Below are 22,442 nucleotides of genomic sequence, written 5' to 3' on the forward strand. Positions count from 1 at the left end.
GTGAACTTATTGTGCCGTGTGGCCGTGCCGGCCACCAGTTCAAATATATCCATGCCATCAATTCAGCTGGATTTGGGCTATAAAAAGTAAAATGCTATGCTTTGCCGCCTTTCAGCCGCGCCGCTGAATATCATGGTTTAAACAGATCGGGAATGCAGATGAGTATACAAAATCAGGTTCGCCATAGTTTGCAGGCGATTGAACAGTCAATGCGAGAGTTGGCGCTGTGGCAAGCTATGCCGCCCGAGCCTGAAGCCTTCGCCAGCCCCGAGCCGTTTTGCATAGACAGCATGTCGGCCGAAGCCTGGCTACAGTGGGTCTTTCTGCCACGCATGTATGCGTTGCTGGATGCGGGAGCGCCGCTGCCGACGCGTTTTGCTATCACGCCTTACTTTGAAGAGGCGTTGAAAGATAATGATCCTAACTGCATGCCGCTGTTGGTGCTGTTGCAGCGTCTGGATCAAATGCTGAATAAAGAGCCGCAATAATGCTTGAGATTCTTTATCAGGATGAGCATTTGGTGGCGGTGAACAAGCCTTCTGGGTGGTTGGTACACCGCAGCTGGCTGGATCGCCATGAAACCCAGTTTGTGATGCAAACCGTGCGCGATCAGATTGGCCAGCACGTATATACCGTGCACCGCCTCGATCGGCCGACCTCCGGGGTGCTGTTAATGGCGCTGTCGAGCGAGGTGGCACGGCTGCTGTCGCAGCAGTTTGAACAGCATCAGATGCAGAAAACCTACCATGCAGTGGTGCGGGGTTACGTGCTGGAAGGCGCTACCATCGATTATCCGCTGACGGAAGAGCTGGACAAGATCGCCGACAAGTTTGCTTCGAAGGACAAAGGCCCACAGCCGGCCGTCACTCATTATCGGCCGTTGGCACAGGTTGAGATGCCGGTGGCGATTGGCCGTTACGAAAGTGCGCGCTACAGCCTGGTTGAACTGAAGCCGGAAAATGGCCGCAAGCACCAGTTGCGCCGCCATATGGTGCATATCCGCCATCCGATCATTGGCGACAGTAAACACGGCGACCTGAACCAGAACCGGGGTATGGCCCAGCATTTTGGCTGCCCACGCCTGATGCTGCATGCCAGTCATCTGCAACTGAATCATCCGGTGACCGGTGAGCCGCTGCATCTTTCCGCGCGCTGGGATGAACGCTGGCAGGGCGTCATGTCACAGTTTGGCTGGACAGAGAGTATCCCTGAGCTTGCCAGGGTTGAGTTTCCCCCGGCTTGCGGTCAGGATAACTGATCATTTTCAAAGGTATTGAAGGGAGTAGGGGCAATGGCTCAGGTTGGAATCTTCGTGGGAACGGTCTACGGCAACGCATTATTGGTGGCGGAAGAAGCTGAAACTATCCTCAGCGAGCAGGGCCATGAGGTCAAACTGTTTGAAGAGGGCACGCTTGAGGCCTGGCAGTTTTACCGTCAGCACCATGCGCTGGTGATCACCTCAACTACGGGCCAGGGCGATTTGCCGGACAGCATTGCACCGCTGTTCCACGCCATCCGTGACCAGGTCGGCTACCAACCGGAGCTGCGCTATGGGTTGATCGCGCTGGGTGACAGCAGCTATGACAATTTCTGCGGTGCCGGGCGTGCGTTTGATGCGCTGTTGCAGGAGCAGGGTGCCACCCGCGTGGGTGAGGTGCTGGAAATCGATGCGATGGAACAGCCGGAACCGGAAGTGGTTTCTTGCCCGTGGGTCGAAAAATGGGGCACGTTGCTGAAATAGATTTACCCGTCGCCTTTCAAGTTGCAGCGTTGTTAGCTGTACTTGCACACCCCAGTGACTTACTTAAGTAAGCGCCTGGGGATGAGCAAGCTGGCTGCCTAGCTGCAACTCGAAATTCATAGGGTAAAAATGAAGTCCAGTAGATCCAGTTCGCTGAACCCTTATTTACCGCGAGTCAGTTTTTCCAGATCGGATTCGATCTCGGCAATCTTGTGAGAGACCACGCCTTCCAGATGACGCAGGTCATCAAGAATTTTGCGCTTCAGATCCACTTCCACCTGATCGCGCTGGCATAGCTGATCCAGCTCATCAATGACGTAACGCAGATTCGGGTTAATTTCGTGGATTTCTTTGTAACCCTGGCCGGCGTTGTCCGCCACTACCGTTTTGCGTTGGCGCGGATATTTGAATTTCACGCTCTTGGCAAAGAACTCGCCTTTATCCTTGCGGAAATAAATCTTAAGAATGTCGTTATTGGCCTCCTGACGCAGGCTATAGCGATCGACATCTTCCGGTTGATTGATTCCTAAGCTTTTCAGGTTGTCATACATAATAGCGCCACCTTATAAATAGACTATATTCCACGGTCTGGGATTATGGCGAATAACCGCGCCAGAGACTGTGACTGCTCACGTAATGAAGATAAAAAAATGGCGGGTGATTAACCCGCCATGTCTATTTTAGTCGATGGTGCGTAATAACTCATTAATGCCGACTTTACCGCGCGTCTTGGCATCGACTTTCTTGACGATAACCGCGCAATACAGGCTGTAAGAGCCATCTTTGGACGGCAGGTTACCGGAAACCACCACCGAACCGGCCGGGACGCGGCCGTAGTGCACTTCGCCGGTTTCACGGTCGTAAATACGGGTGCTTTGGCCCAGGTACACGCCCATGGAGATCACTGAACCTTCTTCCACGATCACGCCTTCAACCACTTCCGAACGTGCGCCGATGAAGCAGTTGTCTTCAATGATGGTCGGGTTGGCCTGCAGTGGCTCCAGTACGCCACCGATGCCGACGCCGCCGGACAGGTGAACGTTTTTACCGATCTGCGCACAAGAGCCGACGGTAGCCCAGGTATCCACCATGCTGCCTTCGTCAACGTAGGCACCGATGTTCACATAGGATGGCATCAGCACGGTATTACGGGCGATGAACGCACCCTGGCGTACGGTGGCTGGCGGTACTACGCGGAAGCCTTCTTTCTGGAAGCGCGCTTCGTCGTAATCAGCGAACTTCATCGGCACCTTGTCGTAATAACGGGTTTCGGCACCGTCCATTACTTTGTTGTCATTGATGCGGAAAGAAAGCAGCACGGCTTTTTTCAGCCACTGATGCGTTACCCACTGACCGTCAATCTTCTCGGCAACGCGCAGGGCGCCGCTGTCCAGCAGGCCGATCACCTGGTTTACCGCTTCGCGCGTTACGGTGTCTGCGTTCGCCGGGGTGATTTCCGCACGGCGTTCGAAGGCGTTTTCAATAACGTTTTGTAATTGCTGCATGCTGTTCTCTGTCCTGATGTTGTCTACGAAAAGGTTACTTGTATCACATTTTATCGTTTGGATTGAGGGCCTCTGTCAACCGTTGTTCCAACTTTCTGCGCGTTTCCGGGTTAAGGGCGCGTCGATCACTGTCGGCCAGAATAAATAAATCCTCAACCCGCTCGCCGATAGTGGAGATGCGTGCGCCGTGCAGCGACAGGTCCAGATCGGCGAACACTTCACCGACCCGGGCCAGCAGGCCAGGTTGGTCGAGTGCGGTCAGTTCCAGATAGCTGCGGCGGTCGGTATGGGTCGGCAGGAAGCTGACTTCGGTCGGCACGCTGAAATGGCGCAGCTTGGAAGATGGCCTGCGCACGCGCGGCGGCTGATACTCCCGTTGAGTAATGGCCTGCACCAGCGCGTGGCGGATCGCCGTGTGACGATCCTGAGCCAGCGGGCTGCCGTCCGGTTCCAGCACGATAAAGGTGTCCATCGCCATGCCGTCGCGGTTAGTGAAGATCTGCGCGTCATGTACGCTCAGGTTGCGACGATCCATCTCGCCGGCCACGGCGGCAAACAGGTACGGACGGTCCGGGCTCCAGATGAAAATTTCGGTGCCACCACGCGTTGCCTGTCGGCTGACCAGCACCAGCGGTTTGGTGGAGTCATGGGCCAGCAAGTGACGAGCGTGCCAGGCCAACTGATTGGGCGAGTGGCGCAGGAAGTAATCGGCGCGGCAGCGGCTCCAAATTCGGTGCAGCGCTTCCTCGTCGATATTGTCCATACGCAGTAGTGCCAACGCCTGCAGGCGATGATGACGCACGCGCTCGCGCAGGTCCGGGCTATTTTGCATGCCGCGGCGTAGCTGTTTTTCGGTGGCGAAGTACAGTTCACGCAACAGGCTCTGTTTCCAACTGTTCCACAGGGTTTCGTTGGTGGCGCAGATATCTGCCACCGTCAGGCAGACCAGATAACGCAGGCGGGTTTCGCTCTGCACTTCGGCGCTGAATTGCTGAATAACGGTCGGATCCTGGATGTCACGGCGTTGGGCGGTCACCGACATCAACAGATGGCAGCGTACCAGCCAGGCGACCAGTTGGGTTTCGCGGGAGTTCAAGCCATGCAGTTCGGCGAACTCCAGTGCATCTTCCGCGCCGAGGATCGAGTGGTCGCCACCGCGCCCTTTGGCGATATCGTGGAACAGCGCGGCCAGCAGCAGCAGTTCCGGATTCGGCAGGCGGGGATACAGCTCCACACACAGTGGATGACGTGGTCGCGTTTCGGCATCGGCAAAGCTTTCCAGCTTCTGCAGGACGCGAACGGTGTGTTCGTCAACGGTGTAGGCGTGGAACAGGTCGAACTGCATTTGCCCGACGATCTTGCCCCACTGTGGCATGTAGGCCCACAGTACGCTGTGGCGATGCATCGGCACCAATGCCCGAGAGACCGCGCCAGGGTGGCGCAGAATGGCCATAAACAGCTCACGCGCTTCCGGAATGGTGCACAGCGGCTGCTTCAGATGGCGACGAGCGTGGCGCAATTGGCGCACGGTGGTGGAATAAATACCTTTGATTTCGCGGTTGCGCACCATCAGGTAGAACATCCGCATGATGGCTTCTGGCTGACGGATGAACAGCGTCTCGTCACGCAGATCGATCAAATCACCGCGCAGTTGGAAATCATCGTTCAACGGCCGGGGTTTTTCCGTGGCATCCAGCGCCAGAATGGCCTCGTCGAACAACTGCAGCAACATGTGATTCAATTCGCCGACGCGGCGCGTCATGCGATAAAAGTCCTTCATCATGCGTTCAACCGGTTCGTTGCCTTCTCCCTCATAACGCAGCAGCTGTGCCACGTTGAGCTGGCGATCGAACAGCAGGCGGTTGTCGTAGCGCGGTAGCACCAGGTGCAGTGCGAAACGGATACGCCACAGGAAGCTCTGGCATTCGTTCAGCTCGTTGCGTTCGGCTTGGGTGAGAAAGCCGAAACCGACCATTTCGTCCAGCGAGGTAGCGCCAAAGTGACGACGCGCCACCCACAGCAGCGTGTGAATATCGCGCAAGCCGCCGGGGCTGCTCTTGATATCCGGCTCCAGGTTGTAGCTGGTGCCGTGGTATCGTTGATGGCGTTCCTGTTGCTCAACCACCTTGGCGTGGAAAAATTGCGGCGAGGGCCAGAAACCATCGCTGAAAATATGTTTTTGCATTTGCAGGAATAGCGCGACATCGCCGCAGATCATCCGCGACTCAATCAGGTTGGTGGCGACGGTCAGGTCCGCCAGCCCTTCCAGCAGGCACTCTTCCAGCGTTCGCACGCTGTGGCCCACTTCCAGCTTCAGATCCCACAGCAGGGTGATAAATTCCCCCACGCGTTGGGATTGCTGTTCATTCAGGCGGCGCTGGCTGAGCACCAGCACGTCAATGTCCGAGAGTGGGTGGAGTTCACCACGGCCATAGCCACCGACGGCAACCAGTGCGGTTTCCGGGATATCCTCAAAGCCATGGTAGATCCACAGACGGCGCAGCAGGCGGTCGATAAAGTCGCTGCGGGCGGCCACCAGGCTTTCGGCGCTGGAGCCGGCGTTGAATGCCGCCGCCAGCCACAGTTGGAACTGTTCCAGGCGCTGTTTTAGCGCGATGCAGTTAATTTCCTCATCGCCATAGGCGTTGGGATATTCAGGCTGCTCCGGCACGGCCTGTTGCATAATGACCGAGGTGTCTTGTTGGCGAAAGTTTTCAGACATAGTACGCAGCCCATAAAAAAGGCCGGCAAAAGCCGGCCTGTGACATCATGCATCGCGGCAAAACGCCGCGGCGCTTACATCTCGTGCGTAATGATGTTGGGGATGGTGTCATCCTTGCGCAACGTCATTATCTCGCAGCCGTTATCTGTGACCACAATAGTATGCTCGTACTGCGCCGACAAGCTGCGATCCTTAGTTTTTACCGTCCAGCCGTCTTTCATGGTGCGGATGCGGTAATCACCGGCGTTGACCATCGGCTCGATGGTGAAAGCCATACCGGCTTGCAACACCACGCCACCGTCGTCAGCGTCATAGTGCAGCACCTGCGGTTCCTCGTGGAACACTTCGCCAATGCCGTGGCCGCAGTACTCGCGCACCACCGAGAAATTCTCGGCTTCGACAAATTTCTGGATCTCTTTGCCCAGAGTACGCAGACGGATGCCCGGCTTCACCATTTTCAGTGACAGATACAGGCTTTCCTGAGTGATGCGGCACAGGCGCTCGCCCAGAATGGTCGGTTTGCCGGCGATGAACATTTTAGATGTGTCGCCGTGGAAACCGTCTTTGATCACGGTGACGTCGATATTAACGATGTCGCCGTCTTTCAGGACTTTGTCATCGCTTGGGATGCCGTGGCATACCACTTCGTTCACCGAGATACACACGGATTTCGGGAAGCCGTGGTAGCCCAGGCAGGCAGAAATGGCCTGCTGCTGGTTAGTGATGTGATCGTGACAGATACGATCCAGTTCGCCGGTCGTTACGCCAGGTTTGACGTGCGGCTCAATGATTTCCAGCACTTCGGCAGCCAATCGGCCGGCCACGCGCATTTTTTGGATGTCATCAGGTGTTTTAATTGAAATTGCCATGAAATTCGTCCGCAGGTGTCGTGCTCGCCGACAACAGAAAGAAATAAGAAGCAGTCTCTTATGGTATCAGCCCGGCCTGAGGCTGCCAAATTTGATTTCTCGCCGGACTTTGGTTGGCAACAAAAGTTGGTGTCGGGGGCGGGTTTATGGTATAAAGCGCGCCGGCAGATCCGCTCTTCGTCCTTGTGATAATGACGGAAAAGGCCGAAAATACTTTAACTGCACTCACTTTGTGTAAATAACACACACGTATCGGCACATCCGCCGGGGTGCCCTGAGGTGATTTATCACCGCCAGGGTCGGCGTTATGGGATACGTGGAGGCATAACCCCAACTAACTCTATAGAGGTTTAATCATGGCAACTGTTTCCATGCGCGACATGCTCCAGGCCGGTGTACACTTTGGTCACCAAACCCGTTACTGGAACCCGAAAATGAAGCCTTTCATCTTCGGCGCACGTAACAAGGTTCACATCATCAACCTGGAAAAAACTGTACCAATGGCCAACGCAGCACTGGCTGAACTGACCAAGATCTCTTCCCGTAAAGGTAAGATCCTGTTCGTTGGTACTAAGCGCGCAGCAAGCGAAGCGGTAAAAGAATATGCTAACACCTGCGACCAGTTCTTCGTGAACCATCGCTGGTTGGGCGGCATGCTGACTAACTGGAAAACCGTTCGTCAGTCAATCAAGCGTTTGAAAGATCTGGAAATCCAGTCTCAAGATGGCACCTTTGACAAGCTGACCAAGAAAGAGGCGCTGATGCGTACTCGCGAACTGGCCAAGCTGGAAAACTCCCTGGGTGGTATCAAGGACATGGGTGGTCTGCCTGACGCTCTGTTCGTCATCGATGCTGATCACGAACACATCGCGATCAAAGAAGCCAACAACCTGGGTATCCCGGTATTCTCTATCGTTGATACCAACTCCGATCCAGACGGCGTTGACTTCATCATCCCTGGTAACGACGATGCAATCCGTGCAATCAAATTGTACCTGACTGCCGTTGCTGCCGCCGTCCGTGAAGGTCGTTCTCAAGATCTGGCCGTTCAAGCGGAAGAAAGCTTCGTAGAAGCTGAATAATAAGGCAAGCTCGTCACTGAGCCCTTATTAACCAGGTATTGAATATGTTGGTTAGGGGGGCCTTTATAGGCCCCCTTTGCTTATCTGAATGAGACTGTCTCCACGCGAGATAACCGAGGAAAAAGAAATGGCTGATATTACTGCTGCTCTGGTAAAAGAACTGCGTGAGCGTACTGGCGCTGGCATGATGGATTGTAAGAAAGCTCTGGTTGAGTCTAACGGCGACATCGAGCTGGCAATCGAAAATATGCGTAAATCTGGTGCGATCAAAGCGGCGAAAAAAGCAGGCAACGTAGCTGCTGACGGCGTGATCAAAACCAAGATTGAAGGCAACTACGGTCTGATTCTGGAAGTTAACTGCCAGACTGACTTCGTAGCTAAAGATGCTGGTTTCCAGGCATTCGCTGACAAAGTGCTGGATGCTGCTTTTGCCGGCAAAATCACTGATGTTGAAGTGTTGAAAGCACAGTTCGAAGAAGAACGTGTAGCGCTGGTTGCGAAAATCGGTGAGAACATCAACATCCGTCGCGTTGCTTCCCTGGAAGGCGAAGTGTTGGGTAGCTACCTGCACGGTGCGCGTATCGGCGTTCTGATCGCAGCTACAGGCGCTAGCGAAGAGCTGGTTAAGCAAATTGCCATGCACGTTGCGGCAAGCAAGCCTGAATTCGTTAAGCCTGAAGATGTGTCTGCTGAAGTGGTAGAAAAAGAGTACCAGGTTCAGTTGGACATCGCCATGCAGTCTGGCAAGCCGAAAGAAATCGCAGAGAAAATGGTTGAAGGCCGCATGAAGAAATTCACCGGCGAAGTTTCTCTGACCGGTCAGCCTTTCGTAATCGAACCAAGCAAAACCGTTGGCCAGGTGCTGAAAGAGCATAACGCTGACGTGGTTAACTTCATCCGCTTCGAAGTGGGCGAAGGCATCGCTAAAGTTGAGAACGACTTTGCTGCTGAAGTTGCAGCAATGAGCAAGCAGTCTTAATGACTGTTAATGGAGCCGCCGTCTGGCGGTTCCATTTTATCCAGCCAGAATTACACCGGTGGCAAGCCCTGTGGCATGATACACAGCACAGGCGCGTTTCATCGGCTGAAATCCCCAATACTAATACTGCTTCTTAGGACAGATCACCATGGCAACCAATGCAAAACCCGTATATCAGCGTATTCTGCTTAAACTGAGTGGCGAAGCCCTGCAAGGCGCAGAAGGTTTTGGTATCGACGCTAGCGTTTTGGATCGCATGGCTCAGGAAGTGAAAGAGCTGGTCGAACTGGGAATTCAGGTCGGTGTAGTTATTGGCGGCGGTAACCTGTTCCGCGGTGCGGGCCTGGCACAAGCCGGCATGAACCGCGTAGTGGGCGACCACATGGGAATGCTGGCTACCGTGATGAACGGACTGGCTATGCGTGATGCACTGCACCGTGCCTATGTGAACGCCCGCCTGATGTCGGCAATTCCGTTGAACGGCGTATGCGACAACTACAGCTGGGCCGAGGCGATCAGCCTGCTGCGTAATAACCGCGTAGTGATCTTTGCCGCCGGTACCGGTAATCCGTTCTTCACCACCGATTCTGCTGCCTGTCTGCGCGGGATTGAGATCGAAGCGGATGTGGTATTGAAAGCAACTAAAGTGGATGGTGTATACTCCGCTGACCCGGTTAAAAATCCGGATGCCACATTGTACGAACATATTACCTATCAGGACGTGCTGGAGCGCGAGCTGAAAGTGATGGACCTGGCGGCATTTACGCTGGCTCGCGATCACGGTCTGCCAATCCGCGTATTCAACATGAACAAGCCAGGTGCACTGCGCCGGGTAGTAATGGGTGAAAACGAAGGCACGCTGATCGGCAAATAAAGCTGTTCTGCCAAATTTAGCGGGAGCGGATAACGCCGAACGTTGTGCGCTCTCCTCGAGTAAAATTCACGGGCTGTACGTTGGTATGGCCTGCCAAGTATCCAGCTTTCAAGGGCTCGCAACGTGATTAATGAAATCAGAAAAGATGCTGATTCACGCATGGAAAAAAGCGTAGAAGCATTCAAAACCCAAATTAGCAAAATCCGTACCGGCCGTGCTTCTCCAAGCATCCTGGACGGCATCATGGTTGAGTACTACGGTTCCGCCACACCGCTGCGTCAATTGGCTAGCGTGACCGTTGAAGACTCCCGTACCCTGGCAATCAACCTGTTTGATCGCTCCCTGGGTTCAGCGGTAGAAAAAGCCATCATGTCTTCCGACCTCGGGCTGAACCCAAGTTCAGCCGGCAGCGTGATCCGTGTTCCACTGCCTCCGCTGACGGAAGAACGTCGTAAAGATCTGATCAAAGTCGTCCGTAACGAAGCAGAGCAGGGCCGTGTGGCGGTACGTAACGTGCGCCGTGATGCCAACGACAAAGTTAAAGCGCTGCTGAAAGACAAAGAAATCAGCGAAGATGAAGATCGTCGTTCACAGGACGACGTTCAGAAACTGACCGATGCTTACATCAAACTTCTGGATGCCGCTCTGGCGGATAAAGAAAAAGAGCTGATGGATTTCTAATCAGTATCGCGCAGAAAAAAAGCGTCGCCTGGGCGGCGCTTTGTTTTTTGTGGCGCAGATCCCGTTTCATCGTACTGATTGATCATGGACAAGTGGTGGCCAAGGTTACACACTGGAACACCTCCGATCTCATCAGACAGTTATTCAGAGTGAGCTCATGAAGCAACTGACTATTCTTGGCTCCACCGGCTCAGTGGGGACCAGTACCCTGGCCGTGGTCAGGGAAAATCCCGACCGTTTTGCGATTAAAGCGCTGGTTGCCGGCCGCAATGTCGCGGTCATGGCGCAACAGTGCATAGAGTTTCGCCCGGCATATGCCGCGATGGCCGACGAAGGCGCAGCGCGTGAACTGCGTACTGTGCTGGCGGAAAACGGTATTGCCACCGAGGTGATGGCGGGCGAGCAGGCCGCCTGTGAGTTGGCGGCACTGGACGACGTCGATCAGATTACGGCAGCCATTGTTGGCGCTGCCGGTCTACTGCCTACGCTGGCGGCCATCCGTGCCGGTAAGCAGGTACTGCTGGCGAACAAAGAGTCGCTGGTGACCTGCGGGCGTCTGTTTATGGACGCGGTGCAGCAAAGCAAGACGCAATTACTGCCGCTGGACAGCGAACATAACGCCATTTTTCAGAGTTTGCCTGAGAGCATTCAGCGTCAGTTGGGATACTCTTCATTAGAAAGTCATGGTGTGTCGCGCATTGTGCTTACCGGTTCCGGCGGCCCGTTCCGTACCACGCCGCTGGATCAGTTTGCCACGATGACGCCGGATCAGGCCTGTGCCCATCCAAATTGGTCGATGGGGCGCAAGATCTCGGTAGACTCCGCCACCATGATGAACAAAGGACTGGAATATATCGAGGCCCGTTGGCTGTTTAACGCCTCGGCCGAACAAATGGAAGTGATTCTGCATCCGCAGTCGGTGATCCACTCCATGGTGCGTTACACCGACGGCAGCGTGTTGGCCCAGTTGGGCACGCCGGATATGCGTACGCCAATCGCCCATGCGATGGCTTACCCGCAGCGGGTCAATTCCGGTGTGGAAGCGCTGGATTTCTGCCGCATCGGGTCGCTGACCTTTGCCGAACCGGAGCGGGAGCGTTACCCTTGCCTGTATCTGGCGATTGAGGCCTTTGATGCGGGGCAGGCGGCAACCACCGCGCTGAACGCGGCCAACGAAGTGGCCGTGGCGGCTTTCCTGCAGGAACAGATTCGCTTTACCGATATCGCGACAGTGAACCAAAAAGTCGTCGAACGGCTGTCACTGCAGGAACCGTCCTGCATTGATGCGGTCTTAGAAATAGATCGTCAGGCACGTGAGGTTGCGGTTGGATTGGTTAAATCACTGTGTAACTGATACCGGCAATTATCCTATTTTGTTTGCAAATTACGCGTGCCGCAGTGGGGCCGTTTGTTCAGGCCTTGCTGAGGTGGTATAGTCTGCGCCACCTTTCAGCGGTTATACCGTTGAATTATGGCCTGATTGACATCTCGAATGCCGATAGCGCAGCGCAGATTACCGGCTGTCGCAGGGCAGACTGAAAAGCCGTGTCGGGCACACGGCTTTTTTTGCGCGTAAGGGCCTGATGTTCCGGAAGGGCAGTTGTATTTCTATTGAGGAAATAAGTACGAGTTATGTCGTCCGCAAATCAACAAGAGGCTAATCTGTCCACTCTGGGGCCACGGCATGTCGCCATTATTATGGACGGCAATGGGCGCTGGGCTAAACGTCAGGGTAAGTTACGTGTCTTCGGTCATAAAGCAGGGGTGAAATCGGTACGTCGTGCGGTCAGTTTCGCCGCCAACAACCATTTGGATGCACTCACGCTTTATGCCTTCAGCAGCGAGAACTGGAACCGTCCGGTGCAGGAAGTCTCCGCCCTAATGGAGCTTTTTGTCCGCGCCTTGGACAGTGAAGTAAAAAGCCTGCATAAACATAACGTCAGATTGCGAGTGATCGGCGACATCAGCCGTTTCAGCGCGCGTTTGCAGGAGCGGATCCGTCGCTCTGAGCAACTGACAGAAAATAACGATGGCCTGACGCTCAACATCGCTGCCAACTATGGCGGCCGTTGGGATATTATTCAGGGAGTAAGGGAACTGGCTGAGCAGGTGAAGGATGGTTCACTGCGTCCGGATCAAATTAGCGAAGAATTACTGGGTGAGCGGGTCTGTATGAACGATCTGTCACCGGTGGATCTGGTGATCCGCACCGGTGGAGAACACCGCATCAGTAACTTCTTGCTGTGGCAAATTGCTTACGCCGAACTTTACTTTACTGATGTACTCTGGCCTGATTTTGATGAACTTGTCTTTGAAGGTGCGCTGAATGCATTTGCACAACGCGAGCGTCGCTTCGGGGGAACAACACCTATCGGCGCCGATGCGTCCTAGGGGGAACTTTTGCTGAAGTATCGCCTCATAACTGCTCTGATTTTAATTCCGATTGTTATCGCGGCGCTGTTTTTGCTGCCGCCGGTGGGCTTTGCCCTGGTAACACTCGTGGTGTGCATGTTAGCGGCCTGGGAGTGGGGCCAACTGGCCGGTTTTACCTCCCGCTCGCAGCGCATCTGGTTGGCGATACTGTGCGGCTTCCTGCTGGCGTTGATGTTGCTCAGCATCCCGGCCTATCACCAGTCGGTCCATCTGCTTCAGGTCGGCGGGCCGCTGTGGTTGTCACTGGCCTGGTGGCTGGTAGCGCTGTTGCTGGTGCTGTTTTATCCCGGCTCGGCTGCACTGTGGCGTAACTCACGCCCGATACGTCTGGTTTTCGGTCTGCTGACCATAGTGCCGTTCTTCTGGGGCATGCTGTCGTTGCGCCAGTTCGGCTATGAACAGAACCACTTCACCGGCGCCTGGTGGCTGCTGTATGTGATGTTACTGGTTTGGGGGGCAGATTCCGGCGCCTACATGTTCGGCAAACTGTTTGGCAAGCACAAGCTGGCGCCGAAAGTTTCTCCGGGGAAAACCTGGGAGGGGCTGATTGGTGGCCTGATTACTTCAGCCCTGATATCCTGGCTGTTTGGCCGGTACGCTCCGCTGAATGTGGTGCCGACGACCTTACTGATTTGTTCGGTGATTGCCGTGCTGGCTTCTGTGCTGGGCGATCTTACCGAGAGCATGTTCAAACGCGAAGCGGGTATCAAAGACAGTGGTCATTTGATACCGGGTCATGGCGGCATACTGGATCGTATCGATAGCCTGACCGCAGCAGTGCCTGTATTTGCCTGCCTGATGCTGTTAGTGTTTTAATCCGTCAATGGCGGGGAGTGAAGGGATTATGGTTAGCGTGCTCTGGAACTTAGTCGCATTTCTTGTTGCGCTCGGTGTTTTAATCACCGTGCACGAGTTCGGGCACTTTTGGGTCGCCCGTCGCTGCGGCGTCCGTGTAGAACGCTTCTCCATCGGTTTTGGCCGCGCCTTATGGCGCCGCACCGACCGTCAGGGCACGGAATACGTCATTGCCCTGATCCCGCTTGGCGGCTATGTAAAGATGCTCGATGAGCGGGTTGATTCGGTTGCACCGGAACTCCGCCATCAGGCGTTTAACAACAAAACCGTTTGGCAGCGCGCCGCTATCATCAGTGCCGGTCCTATCGCCAATTTCCTGTTTGCTATCCTTGCTTACTGGCTGGTCTTCATTATCGGCGTTCCCAGCTTCCGTCCTGTGATCGGTGAAATCGCGCCCCAATCGATAGCGGCCAACGCTGAAATTTCGCCAGGAATGGAACTTAAGTCCGTAGATGGCATCGAAACGCCTGATTGGGAATCAGTTCGTCTGGCTCTGGTGGCGAAGATTGGCGACGCAGAAACCGAAGTGGGTATCGCGCCGTTTGGCAGTTCTCGGGTGGTGACTAAAACCCTGGATTTGCGCCAGTGGAATTTTGAGCCGGACAAACAGGATCCCGTGGTGGCGCTGGGTATTATTCCTCGCGGCCCACAGATAGAATCTGTCCTTGCCGAAGTGCAGCCGAACTCGGCAGCGCAAAAGGCAGGTTTACAAGCGGGGGACAGGATCGTTAAAGTCGATGGTCAGCTATTGGGTCGTTGGCAAACGTTGGTTAAACGGATCCATAACGGCCCTGGGCAACCGCTGGTTTTAGAGATCGAAAGAAACGGCGCCCCCTTGTCTTTGACGCTGATACCGGATACAAAGCCGGTGGGAAAAGACAAATCGGTGGGTTTTGCAGGCATCATTCCGAAAGTGCTGCCGCTGCCGGACGAATATAAGACGATTCGCCAGTATGGACCTTTCCCGGCGCTGTATCAGGCTGGGGACAAGACCTGGCAGCTTATGAGCCTTACGGTCAAAATGCTGGGTAAATTAATAACCGGTGATGTAAAGCTGAACAACCTGAGTGGCCCGATTTCGATTGCACAGGGAGCAGGGGCGTCAGCTGGGGTCGGGTTTGTGTATTATCTGATGTTCCTGGCGTTGATCAGTGTCAACCTGGGTATCATCAACCTGTTCCCATTACCGGTGTTAGATGGTGGGCATCTCCTCTTCCTGGCGATAGAAAAGCTGAAGGGTGGGCCGGTTTCCGAGCGAGTACAGGACTACAGTTACCGCATAGGTTCGATCGTGTTGGTGCTTTTAATGGGTCTTGCACTTTTCAATGATTTTTCTCGTCTTTAGGGGCGGGGATAGGTTAGGAAGAACGCATAACAACGATGGCGATGAAAAAGTTGCTCATAGCGTCGCTGCTGTTTGGCAGCGCCACCGTATACGGTGCAGACGGGTTCGTAGTGAAGGATATTCATTTCGAAGGCCTGCAGCGAGTCGCCGTCGGTGCGGCGTTACTCAACATGCCGGTTCGCGTAGGCGATACCGTCACTGACGATGATATCAGTAATACCATCCGTGCCTTGTTTGCCACTGGCAACTTCGAGGACGTTCGCGTGCTGCGCGATGGTACTACGCTGATTGTTCAGGTTAAGGAACGCCCTACCATTGCCAGCATCACTTTCTCCGGCAACAAGTCGGTGAAAGATGACATGCTCAAGCAAAACCTGGAGGCCTCTGGCGTTCGGGTTGGCGAAGCGCTCGATCGCACTACCATATCCAGCATTGAAAAAGGGCTGGAAGACTTCTACTACAGCGTCGGTAAATACAGTGCCTCGGTGAAAGCCGTAGTCACGCCGTTGCCGCGTAACCGTGTCGACCTGAAACTGGTGTTCACGGAAGGGGTTTCCGCCAAGATTCAACAAATCAACATTGTCGGCAACCATGCCTTCACCAATGATGAACTGATCTCACGCTTCCAACTGCGTGATGAAGTGCCATGGTGGAACGTGGTTGGCGATCGCAAATACCAGAAACAAAAGCTGGCGGGTGACCTCGAAACCCTGCGCAGTTTCTATCTGGACCGCGGCTATGCACGTTTCAATATTGATTCGACTCAGGTCAGCCTGACGCCGGACAAAAAAGGCATTTACATCACCGTCAATATCACTGAAGGCGAGCAGTACAAGCTCACCGACGTGGTGGTAAACGGCAATCTGGCCGGCCACTCGGCGGAAGTTGCCCAGTTGACCAAGATTGAGCCAGGTGAGCTGTATAACGGCAGTAAAGTGACCAAGATGGAAGACAACGTCAAAACGATGTTGGGCCGTTATGGTTACGCCTACCCGCGTGTTTCTACCCAGCCTGAAATCAACGACGCGGATAAAACCGTTAAGTTGCATGTGAACATTGATGCGGGTAACCGTTTCTATGTGCGTCGCATCAAGTTTGAAGGCAACGACACCAGTAAAGATTCCGTACTGCGCCGTGAAATGCGTCAGATGGAAGGTGCGTGGCTGGGCAACGCTCAGGTTGAGCAGGGTAAAGAGCGTCTGAACCGTTTGGGTTATTTTGAAACGGTAGATGTGGAAACCCAGCGCGTTCCGGGTACTGCGGATCAGGTTGACGTCACCTACAAGGTGAAAGAGCGTAACACCGGTACCTTCAACTTCGGCGTCGGCTACGGCACCGAGAGCGGCGTGAGCTTCCAGGCGGGCGTTCAGCAGGACAACTGGCTGGGGACCGGCTATTCCGTCGGCATCAGCGGGACCAAGAACGACTACCAGACTTACACCGAGCTGTCGGTAACCAACCCGTACTTCACCGTTGACGGTGTGAGTTTGGGTGGCCGTATCTTCTACAACGACTTTAAAGCCGATGACGCGGACCTGTCCGATTATACCAACAAGAGTTACGGTATCGACGGCACCCTGGGCTTCCCGATCAACGAAAACAACTCGTTGCGCACCGGCTTGGGTTACGTGCATAACGGCTTGTCTAACATGCAGCCGCAGGTTGCCATGTGGCGTTATCTGGACTCGATGGGTCTGGATCCGAACAAGACCGATCGGGCCAGCTATTCTGCCGATGACTTCACGCTGAACCTGGGTTGGACCTACAATAACCTTGACCGGGGCTATTTCCCAACCTCGGGTAACCGCACAACGCTGAATGGTAAAGTCACCATTCCGGGGTCGGATAACGAATACTACAAAATGACGCTGGACAGCGTGCAATACGTCCCAATCAACGATGACCACACCTGGGTGCTGTTGGGTCGTGGCCGTCTGGGTTATGCCGATGGTCTGGGCGGCAAAGAAATGCCGTTCTACGAGAACTTCTACGCCGGCGGCTCGAGCACCGTGCGTGGTTTCGGTTCCAACACCATTGGCCCGAAAGCGGCGTACTACAATTCTAACTCGTATACCTGTACCAATGGTGCCGCCGTGTGTAGTTCGGACGATGCGGTGGGCGGTAACGCCATGGCCGTTGCCAGTATGGAGCTGATCACGCCAACGCCATTTATCAGCGAGAAATACGCCAACTCAGTGCGTACTTCATTGTTCATGGATGCGGGTACGGTATGGGATACCAACTGGAAGAATGACGCTCAGACCAGCATGTACGATATTCCGGACTACAGTAAAGCGAGCAATATCCGCGTTTCTGCCGGTATCGCCTTGCAGTGGATGTCACCTTTGGGTCCGTTGGTGTTCTCCTATGCCAACCCGATCAAGAAATACGAAGGCGACAAGTCCGAACAGTTCCAGTTTAACATTGGCAAGACCTGGTAACAGGTCCCGCTTCTGGGCATAGCAGTTATTAAGAATCGCAAATGCCAGGCGCCCGTCAGAGCACAGAGAGATGATTCTCATTGTTTTCGGGATAAGTCTGGCAGATTGTGTACTTCAGTGTCATATGACACAAATGGGTGATGGTAAGGAGTTTATAGTGAAAAAGTGGTTGTGTGCCGCAGGCCTCGGTTTAGCAATGGCTGCTTCAGCTGGCGTTCAGGCAGCAGATAAGATCGCTGTAGTTAACGTCTCCAGCATTTTCCAACAGTTGCCGGCTCGTGAAGCCGTAGCTAAACAGCTGGAAAACGAGTTTAAAGGCCGTGCGGGTGAGCTTCAGAACATGGAGCGTAGCCTTCAGACCAAAATGCAACGTTTGCAGCGTGATGGCGCTACCATGAAAGCCAGCGATCGCAGCAAGGCGGAAAAAGACGTAATGGCACAGCGCGAGCAGTTCTCTCAGAAAGCACAGGCTTTTGAGCAGGACAACCGTCGCCGTCAGATGGAAGAGCGTAACAAAATCCTGAGCCGTATTCAGGACGCTGTGAAATCTGTTGCCAGCAAAGAAGGCTACGACGTAGTCATCGATGCTAACGCAGTTGCCTACGCAGGGACTTCTAAAGACATCACTGCTGACGTGCTGAAACAGGTTAAATAACACATGCCTTCAATTCGACTGGCTGATCTAGCGCAGCAGTTGGATGCACAATTGCACGGTGATGGCGATCTCGTCATCACCGGCATTGCTTCAATGCATTCGGCACAGGCTGGCCAAATCACGTTTTTGTCAAACAGCCGCTATCAAGAGCAGCTGTCCTCCTGCCTGGCAAGCGCAGTAGTGCTTACCGAGGCGGATTTACCACACTGTCGTTCTGCGGCGCTGGTGGTTAAAAACCCTTACCTGACTTACGCGCGCATGGCGCAACTGATGGACACCACGCCGTCTCCGGCTCAGGATATCGCCCCAAGCGCGGTTATCTCACCTGCAGCCACTCTGGGACAAAATGTGGCCATTGGTGCTAATGCGGTGATCGAGTCTGGCGCCGTTCTGGGCGATAACGTGGTTATCGGTCCTGGCTGCTTTATCGGCAAACTGGCACGCATTGGCGCGGGTACGCGTCTGTGGGCAAACGTAACTATTTATCATGAAGTCGAGATCGGTCAGCGCTGCCTGATCCAATCAGGTACTGTGATTGGTGCTGATGGTTTCGGCTATGCTAACGAACGTGGCGAGTGGATTAAAATCCCTCAGCTGGGCACGGTAATCATCGGCGATCGCGTCGAGATTGGCGCTTGCACCACCATTGACCGTGGCGCGTTGGATAACACCCAGATCGGGAATGGTGTTATCATCGACAACCAATGTCAGATTGCACATAACGTGGTGATTGGCGACAATACTGCCGTTGCCGGCGGTGTGATCATGGCGGGTAGCCTGAAGATTGGCCGCTATTGCCAGATCGGCGGAGCCAGCGTGATCAACGGTCACATGGAGATCGCCGACAAAGTTGTTGTCACCGGAATGGGAATGGTTATGCGACCAATCACCGAACCTGGGGTATACTCTTCGGGCATTCCGTTACAACCCAACAAAGTTTGGCGTAAAACCGCTGCGTTGGTGATGAATATCGATGAGATTAGCAAGCGCTTAAAAGCTGTCGAACGAAAAGTCGGAAAAGACTAATCACTACCGCCCGCCTCGCTGGGTACAAAACGAAACGCGTTGGTCATGAGACCAAAAGCGCAAAGAGTTGTTAATTTGCGGCCTGCATGACTTCCTCCTTATTGGGGGCAGCGCAGGCCGTGTTGTTGATGCCATCAGTTTTTAGAGACAGGAAGAGTATTTTGACTACTGACACTCATACTCTGGATATTGCAGAAATTTTAGAGTTGCTTCCTCACCGTTACCCGTTCTTGCTGGTCGATCGCGTCCTCGAGTTTGAGGAGCACAAATTCCTGCGTGCGGTGAAGAACGTATCCGTAAATGAGCCGTTTTTCCAGGGACACTTCCCTGGTAAGCCGATTTTCCCAGGCGTATTGATTCTGGAAGCCATGGCTCAAGCCACCGGTATTCTGGCGTTTAAAAGCGTCGGCAAACTGGAACCGGGCGAGTTGTATTACTTTGCCGGTATCGACGAAGCCCGCTTCAAACGTCCGGTCGTGCCTGGTGATCAAATGATCATGGAAGTCACCTTTGAGAAAACTCGTCGTGGTCTGACGCGCTTTAAAGGCGTGGCAACCGTCGACGGCAAAATTGTCTGCGAAGCAACCATGATGTGCGCGCGCAGCCGGGAGGCTTAATCCGTGATCGACAAAACCGCCTTTATCCATCCTAGCGCGATTATTGAAGAAGGCGCCGTTATCGGCGCTGGCGCGCACATCGGTCCCTTCTGCTACGTCGGCTCCCAGGTGGAAATCGGCGAAGGCACGGTACTGAAGTCTCACATTGTGGTGAATGGCTTGACCAAAATCGGCCGCGACAATCAGATCTATCAGTTCGCCTCTATTGGTGAAGTGAATCAGGATCTGAAATACGCGGGTGAACCGACGCGTGTCGAGATTGGCGATCGCAATCGCATCCGCGAAAGCGTCACCATTCATCGCGGCACAGCGCAGGGCACCGGTTTGACCAAAGTAGGTAATGATAACCTGCTGATGGTCAACGTGCATGTTGCGCACGACTGTGTGGTGGGTAACTCCTGTATTTTGGCAAACAACGCCACGCTGGCCGGCCATGTGGAAATTGATGATCATGCCATTATCGGTGGTATGACGGCTATCCATCAGTTCTGCATTATCGGTACTCACGTGATGGTGGGCGGTTGTTCCGGTGTTGCCCAAGACGTGCCTCCTTTTGTCATCGCGCAGGGTAACCACGCCACGCCATTCGGTGTTAACGCCGTTGGCCTGAAGCGTCGTGGTTTTGATAAAGATGAAATGCAGGCCATTCGTAACGCCTACAAAATTCTTTATCGCAGCGAGAAAACGCTGGATGAAGCGAAAACAGAAATCGAAACCCTGGCGAAAGAACAGCCGGTGGTGCAGCAGTTCCTTGATTTCTTTGGTCGTTCCACCCGCGGTATTATTCGCTGACCTATGCAAAATCGCCCATTGACCATCGGATTGGTCGCCGGAGAAACTTCCGGTGATATTCTTGGCGCCGGTTTAATCCGCGCGCTCAAGGCGCAGATCCCCGACGCGCGTTTTGTTGGCGTCGCCGGCCCGCTGATGCAGGCTGAAGGCTGCGAAACCTGGTACGAAATGGAAGAACTGGCGGTAATGGGCGTGGTCGAGGTGCTTGAGCGCCTGCCACGCCTGTTAAAGATCCGCAAGGATCTGACCCGCCGGTTCAGCGAACTGAAGCCGGACGTGTTTGTGGGTATCGACGCGCCGGACTTCAATATCACCCTGGAGGGTCGCCTGAAACAGCGCGGCATCCGCACTATTCACTATGTCAGCCCGTCCGTTTGGGCCTGGCGTCAAAAGCGCGTTTTCAAAATAGGCAAAGCCACCGATCTGGTGCTGGCGTTTCTCCCTTTCGAAAAAGCGTTTTACGATCGTTTCAACGTTCCCTGTCGGTTTATCGGCCACACCATGGCCGACGCCATGCCGCTGCAACCGGATAAACTGGCTGCGCGCGCCACGCTGGGCATCGCCCCGGATGCACGTTGTCTGGCCCTGTTGCCGGGCAGCCGCGGTGCGGAAGTCGAAATGCTAAGCGCCGATTTCCTGAAAACGGCCCAGCTGCTGCGTACCCGCTATCCGGAACTGGAACTGGTGGTGCCGCTGGTTAACGCCAAGCGACGCGAACAGTTCGAACGCATCAAGGCTGAAGTGGCGCCAGAGTTAAGGGTTCACTTGCTCAACGGTCAGGGGCGCGAGGCGATGATCGCCAGCGACGCCGCATTGCTGGCCTCCGGCACTGCCGCGCTGGAGTGCATGCTGGCCAAGTGCCCGATGGTAGTGGGTTACCGCATGAAGCCGTTCACCTTCTGGATAGCGCAACGGTTGGTGAAAACGCCTTATGTCTCACTGCCAAACCTGCTGGCCGGTCGTGAAATCGTCACCGAACTGTTGCAGCACGATTGCGTGCCGGACAAGTTGGCGGCGTCGGTCATGCCGCTGCTGGAAGCTAGTCCGCAAACTGACGAACTGAAACAGACTTTCCTTAATTTGCACCAAAGCATCCGTTGTGGTGCCGATGAACAGGCCGCTCAGGCTGTGTTGGAGCTGGCAAAAGCATGATTGAACCTTTCATCTATCCTGTCGCCAAGCTGATTGCCGGCGTGGACGAAGTTGGCCGTGGCCCTTTGGTGGGCGCGGTTGTGACCGCTGCGGTGATCCTAGATCCTGCGCTGCCAATCGTAGGGCTGGCGGATTCGAAAAAACTCAGCGAAAAACGCCGCCTGGCGCTGTATGACGAAATTGTCGAGAAGGCCCTGTCCTGGAGTTTGGGACGCGCCGAGCCGGACGAGATTGACCAACTGAACATTCTGCATGCCACTATGTTGGCGATGCAGCGTGCAGTTGCTGGATTGCATATCGCGCCGGACATGGTATTGATTGACGGTAACCGCTGCCCGAAATTGCCGATGCGTTCGCAGGCGGTGGTGAAAGGCGATAGCCGCGTGGCGGAAATCAGCGCCGCGTCCATTCTGGCGAAGGTAACGCGTGACCGCGAAATGACCGAGCTGGATCGGGAATTCCCGGACTACGGTTTTGCGCAGCATAAAGGCTACCCAACCGCTTTCCATCTGGAGCGGCTGGCCGCGCTGGGTGCGACCGAACATCATCGCCGCAGCTTTGCCCCGGTCAGAAGGGTGCTGGCGCTGTAATCTGCCGGCCTTATCCGGGCCAGGCACGCGATAGAGTTAACCCGGGTTCAGTTCGCTGAGCCCCTAGATTCAGGTATCTGGAT

22 protein-coding genes are annotated in these 22,442 nt (G+C 54.5%); 18 read left to right on the forward strand and 4 right to left on the reverse strand.

The window, feature by feature from the left end; translation table 11 throughout:
- Nucleotides 1–158: 158 nt before the first annotated feature.
- Genes OC597_RS25265 through OC597_RS25275 form a run of 3 tightly spaced genes read left to right on the forward strand, consistent with a single transcriptional unit; the run spans nt 159 to nt 1,741 of the window.
- Nucleotides 159–488: a YqcC family protein gene (locus OC597_RS25265; RefSeq protein WP_165366331.1), complete on the forward strand. Its 330-nt coding sequence runs from the start codon at nt 159–161 to the stop codon at nt 486–488.
- Nucleotides 488–1,258, forward strand: coding sequence for a tRNA pseudouridine(65) synthase TruC (gene truC / locus OC597_RS25270; RefSeq protein ID WP_261258558.1), 771 nt, complete (start codon nt 488–490; stop codon nt 1,256–1,258). Before OC597_RS25265 ends, truC begins: the two co-directional genes overlap by 1 nt.
- 33 nt (nt 1,259–1,291) lie before the next feature.
- Nucleotides 1,292–1,741: a flavodoxin gene (locus tag OC597_RS25275; protein WP_176980358.1), complete on the forward strand. Its 450-nt coding sequence runs from the start codon at nt 1,292–1,294 to the stop codon at nt 1,739–1,741.
- Nucleotides 1,742–1,902: 161 nt separating this feature from the next.
- On the opposite strand, the gene OC597_RS25280 is transcribed toward OC597_RS25275, so the two are convergent.
- From OC597_RS25280 to map, 4 genes are all read right to left on the reverse strand, one after another.
- Nucleotides 1,903–2,292, reverse strand: coding sequence for a DUF3461 family protein (locus OC597_RS25280; RefSeq protein WP_006318690.1), 390 nt, complete (start codon nt 2,290–2,292; stop codon nt 1,903–1,905).
- A 129-nt stretch (nt 2,293–2,421) separates the two neighbouring features.
- A complete protein-coding gene (dapD, locus tag OC597_RS25285) occupies nt 2,422–3,246 on the reverse strand; it encodes a 2,3,4,5-tetrahydropyridine-2,6-dicarboxylate N-succinyltransferase (protein WP_085118544.1) in 825 nt (274 codons plus the stop codon).
- A gap of 43 nt (nt 3,247–3,289) precedes the next feature.
- Entirely contained in the window at nt 3,290–5,968 is a 2,679-nt protein-coding gene (gene glnD, locus OC597_RS25290) for a bifunctional uridylyltransferase/uridylyl-removing protein GlnD (protein ID WP_261258556.1), read from the reverse strand.
- 74 nt (nt 5,969–6,042) lie between these two features.
- The gene (gene map / locus OC597_RS25295) at nt 6,043–6,837 is read right to left on the reverse strand and encodes a type I methionyl aminopeptidase (protein WP_012146495.1); all 795 of its coding nucleotides are present in this window, start codon (nt 6,835–6,837) and stop codon (nt 6,043–6,045) included.
- A 356-nt stretch (nt 6,838–7,193) separates the two neighbouring features.
- Between map and rpsB the strand changes: the two genes are divergently transcribed.
- The 15 genes from rpsB to rnhB all read left to right on the forward strand — a co-directional run bounded on the left by rpsB (nt 7,194) and on the right by rnhB (nt 22,359).
- Nucleotides 7,194–7,919 carry a 30S ribosomal protein S2 gene (rpsB, locus tag OC597_RS25300; RefSeq protein ID WP_020828365.1) on the forward strand — a complete coding sequence of 242 codons (726 nt, stop codon included), beginning with the start codon at nt 7,194–7,196 and terminating at the stop codon, nt 7,917–7,919.
- A 127-nt stretch (nt 7,920–8,046) separates the two neighbouring features.
- A complete protein-coding gene (gene tsf / locus OC597_RS25305; RefSeq protein ID WP_085118538.1) occupies nt 8,047–8,898 on the forward strand; it encodes a translation elongation factor Ts in 852 nt (283 codons plus the stop codon).
- 148 nt (nt 8,899–9,046) lie between these two features.
- Nucleotides 9,047–9,772 (forward strand): UMP kinase, encoded by a 726-nt coding sequence (pyrH, locus tag OC597_RS25310; protein WP_085118537.1) that lies wholly within the window; start codon nt 9,047–9,049, stop codon nt 9,770–9,772.
- Nucleotides 9,773–9,895: 123 nt separating this feature from the next.
- Nucleotides 9,896–10,453 (forward strand): ribosome recycling factor, encoded by a 558-nt coding sequence (gene frr, locus OC597_RS25315; protein WP_085118535.1) that lies wholly within the window; start codon nt 9,896–9,898, stop codon nt 10,451–10,453.
- Nucleotides 10,454–10,610: 157 nt separating this feature from the next.
- Nucleotides 10,611–11,807, forward strand: a complete 1,197-nt coding sequence (ispC, locus tag OC597_RS25320) for a 1-deoxy-D-xylulose-5-phosphate reductoisomerase (protein ID WP_262211066.1) — start codon at nt 10,611–10,613, stop codon at nt 11,805–11,807.
- A 278-nt stretch (nt 11,808–12,085) separates the two neighbouring features.
- A complete protein-coding gene (gene ispU / locus OC597_RS25325; RefSeq protein ID WP_219016854.1) occupies nt 12,086–12,844 on the forward strand; it encodes a (2E,6E)-farnesyl-diphosphate-specific ditrans,polycis-undecaprenyl-diphosphate synthase in 759 nt (252 codons plus the stop codon).
- 9 nt (nt 12,845–12,853) lie between these two features.
- The gene (cdsA, locus tag OC597_RS25330) at nt 12,854–13,702 is read left to right on the forward strand and encodes a phosphatidate cytidylyltransferase (protein WP_099065008.1); all 849 of its coding nucleotides are present in this window, start codon (nt 12,854–12,856) and stop codon (nt 13,700–13,702) included.
- 28 nt (nt 13,703–13,730) lie between these two features.
- On the forward strand, nt 13,731–15,086 hold the full coding sequence (rseP, locus tag OC597_RS25335) for a sigma E protease regulator RseP (protein ID WP_261258536.1): 1,356 nt from the start codon (nt 13,731–13,733) through the stop codon (nt 15,084–15,086).
- A 35-nt stretch (nt 15,087–15,121) separates the two neighbouring features.
- Entirely contained in the window at nt 15,122–17,527 is a 2,406-nt protein-coding gene (gene bamA / locus OC597_RS25340; RefSeq protein WP_261258534.1) for an outer membrane protein assembly factor BamA, read from the forward strand.
- 157 nt (nt 17,528–17,684) lie between these two features.
- On the forward strand, nt 17,685–18,182 hold the full coding sequence (gene skp, locus OC597_RS25345) for a molecular chaperone Skp (protein ID WP_261258532.1): 498 nt from the start codon (nt 17,685–17,687) through the stop codon (nt 18,180–18,182).
- A 3-nt stretch (nt 18,183–18,185) separates the two neighbouring features.
- Nucleotides 18,186–19,208, forward strand: a complete 1,023-nt coding sequence (lpxD, locus tag OC597_RS25350) for a UDP-3-O-(3-hydroxymyristoyl)glucosamine N-acyltransferase (protein ID WP_085118523.1) — start codon at nt 18,186–18,188, stop codon at nt 19,206–19,208.
- 161 nt (nt 19,209–19,369) lie between these two features.
- Entirely contained in the window at nt 19,370–19,825 is a 456-nt protein-coding gene (gene fabZ, locus OC597_RS25355; RefSeq protein ID WP_017893789.1) for a 3-hydroxyacyl-ACP dehydratase FabZ, read from the forward strand.
- A gap of 3 nt (nt 19,826–19,828) precedes the next feature.
- Nucleotides 19,829–20,617 carry an acyl-ACP--UDP-N-acetylglucosamine O-acyltransferase gene (gene lpxA / locus OC597_RS25360; protein ID WP_135317742.1) on the forward strand — a complete coding sequence of 263 codons (789 nt, stop codon included), beginning with the start codon at nt 19,829–19,831 and terminating at the stop codon, nt 20,615–20,617.
- A gap of 3 nt (nt 20,618–20,620) precedes the next feature.
- The gene (lpxB, locus tag OC597_RS25365; protein WP_261258527.1) at nt 20,621–21,769 is read left to right on the forward strand and encodes a lipid-A-disaccharide synthase; all 1,149 of its coding nucleotides are present in this window, start codon (nt 20,621–20,623) and stop codon (nt 21,767–21,769) included.
- Nucleotides 21,766–22,359, forward strand: a complete 594-nt coding sequence (rnhB, locus tag OC597_RS25370) for a ribonuclease HII (protein WP_262211067.1) — start codon at nt 21,766–21,768, stop codon at nt 22,357–22,359. The genes lpxB and rnhB overlap by 4 nt, the downstream gene beginning before the upstream one ends.
- Nucleotides 22,360–22,442: the final 83 nt, after the last annotated feature.

Origin of the sequence: Serratia proteamaculans (assembly GCF_946227095.1) — a bacterium.
Classification (GTDB): Bacteria; Pseudomonadota; Gammaproteobacteria; order Enterobacterales; family Enterobacteriaceae; genus Serratia; species Serratia proteamaculans_E.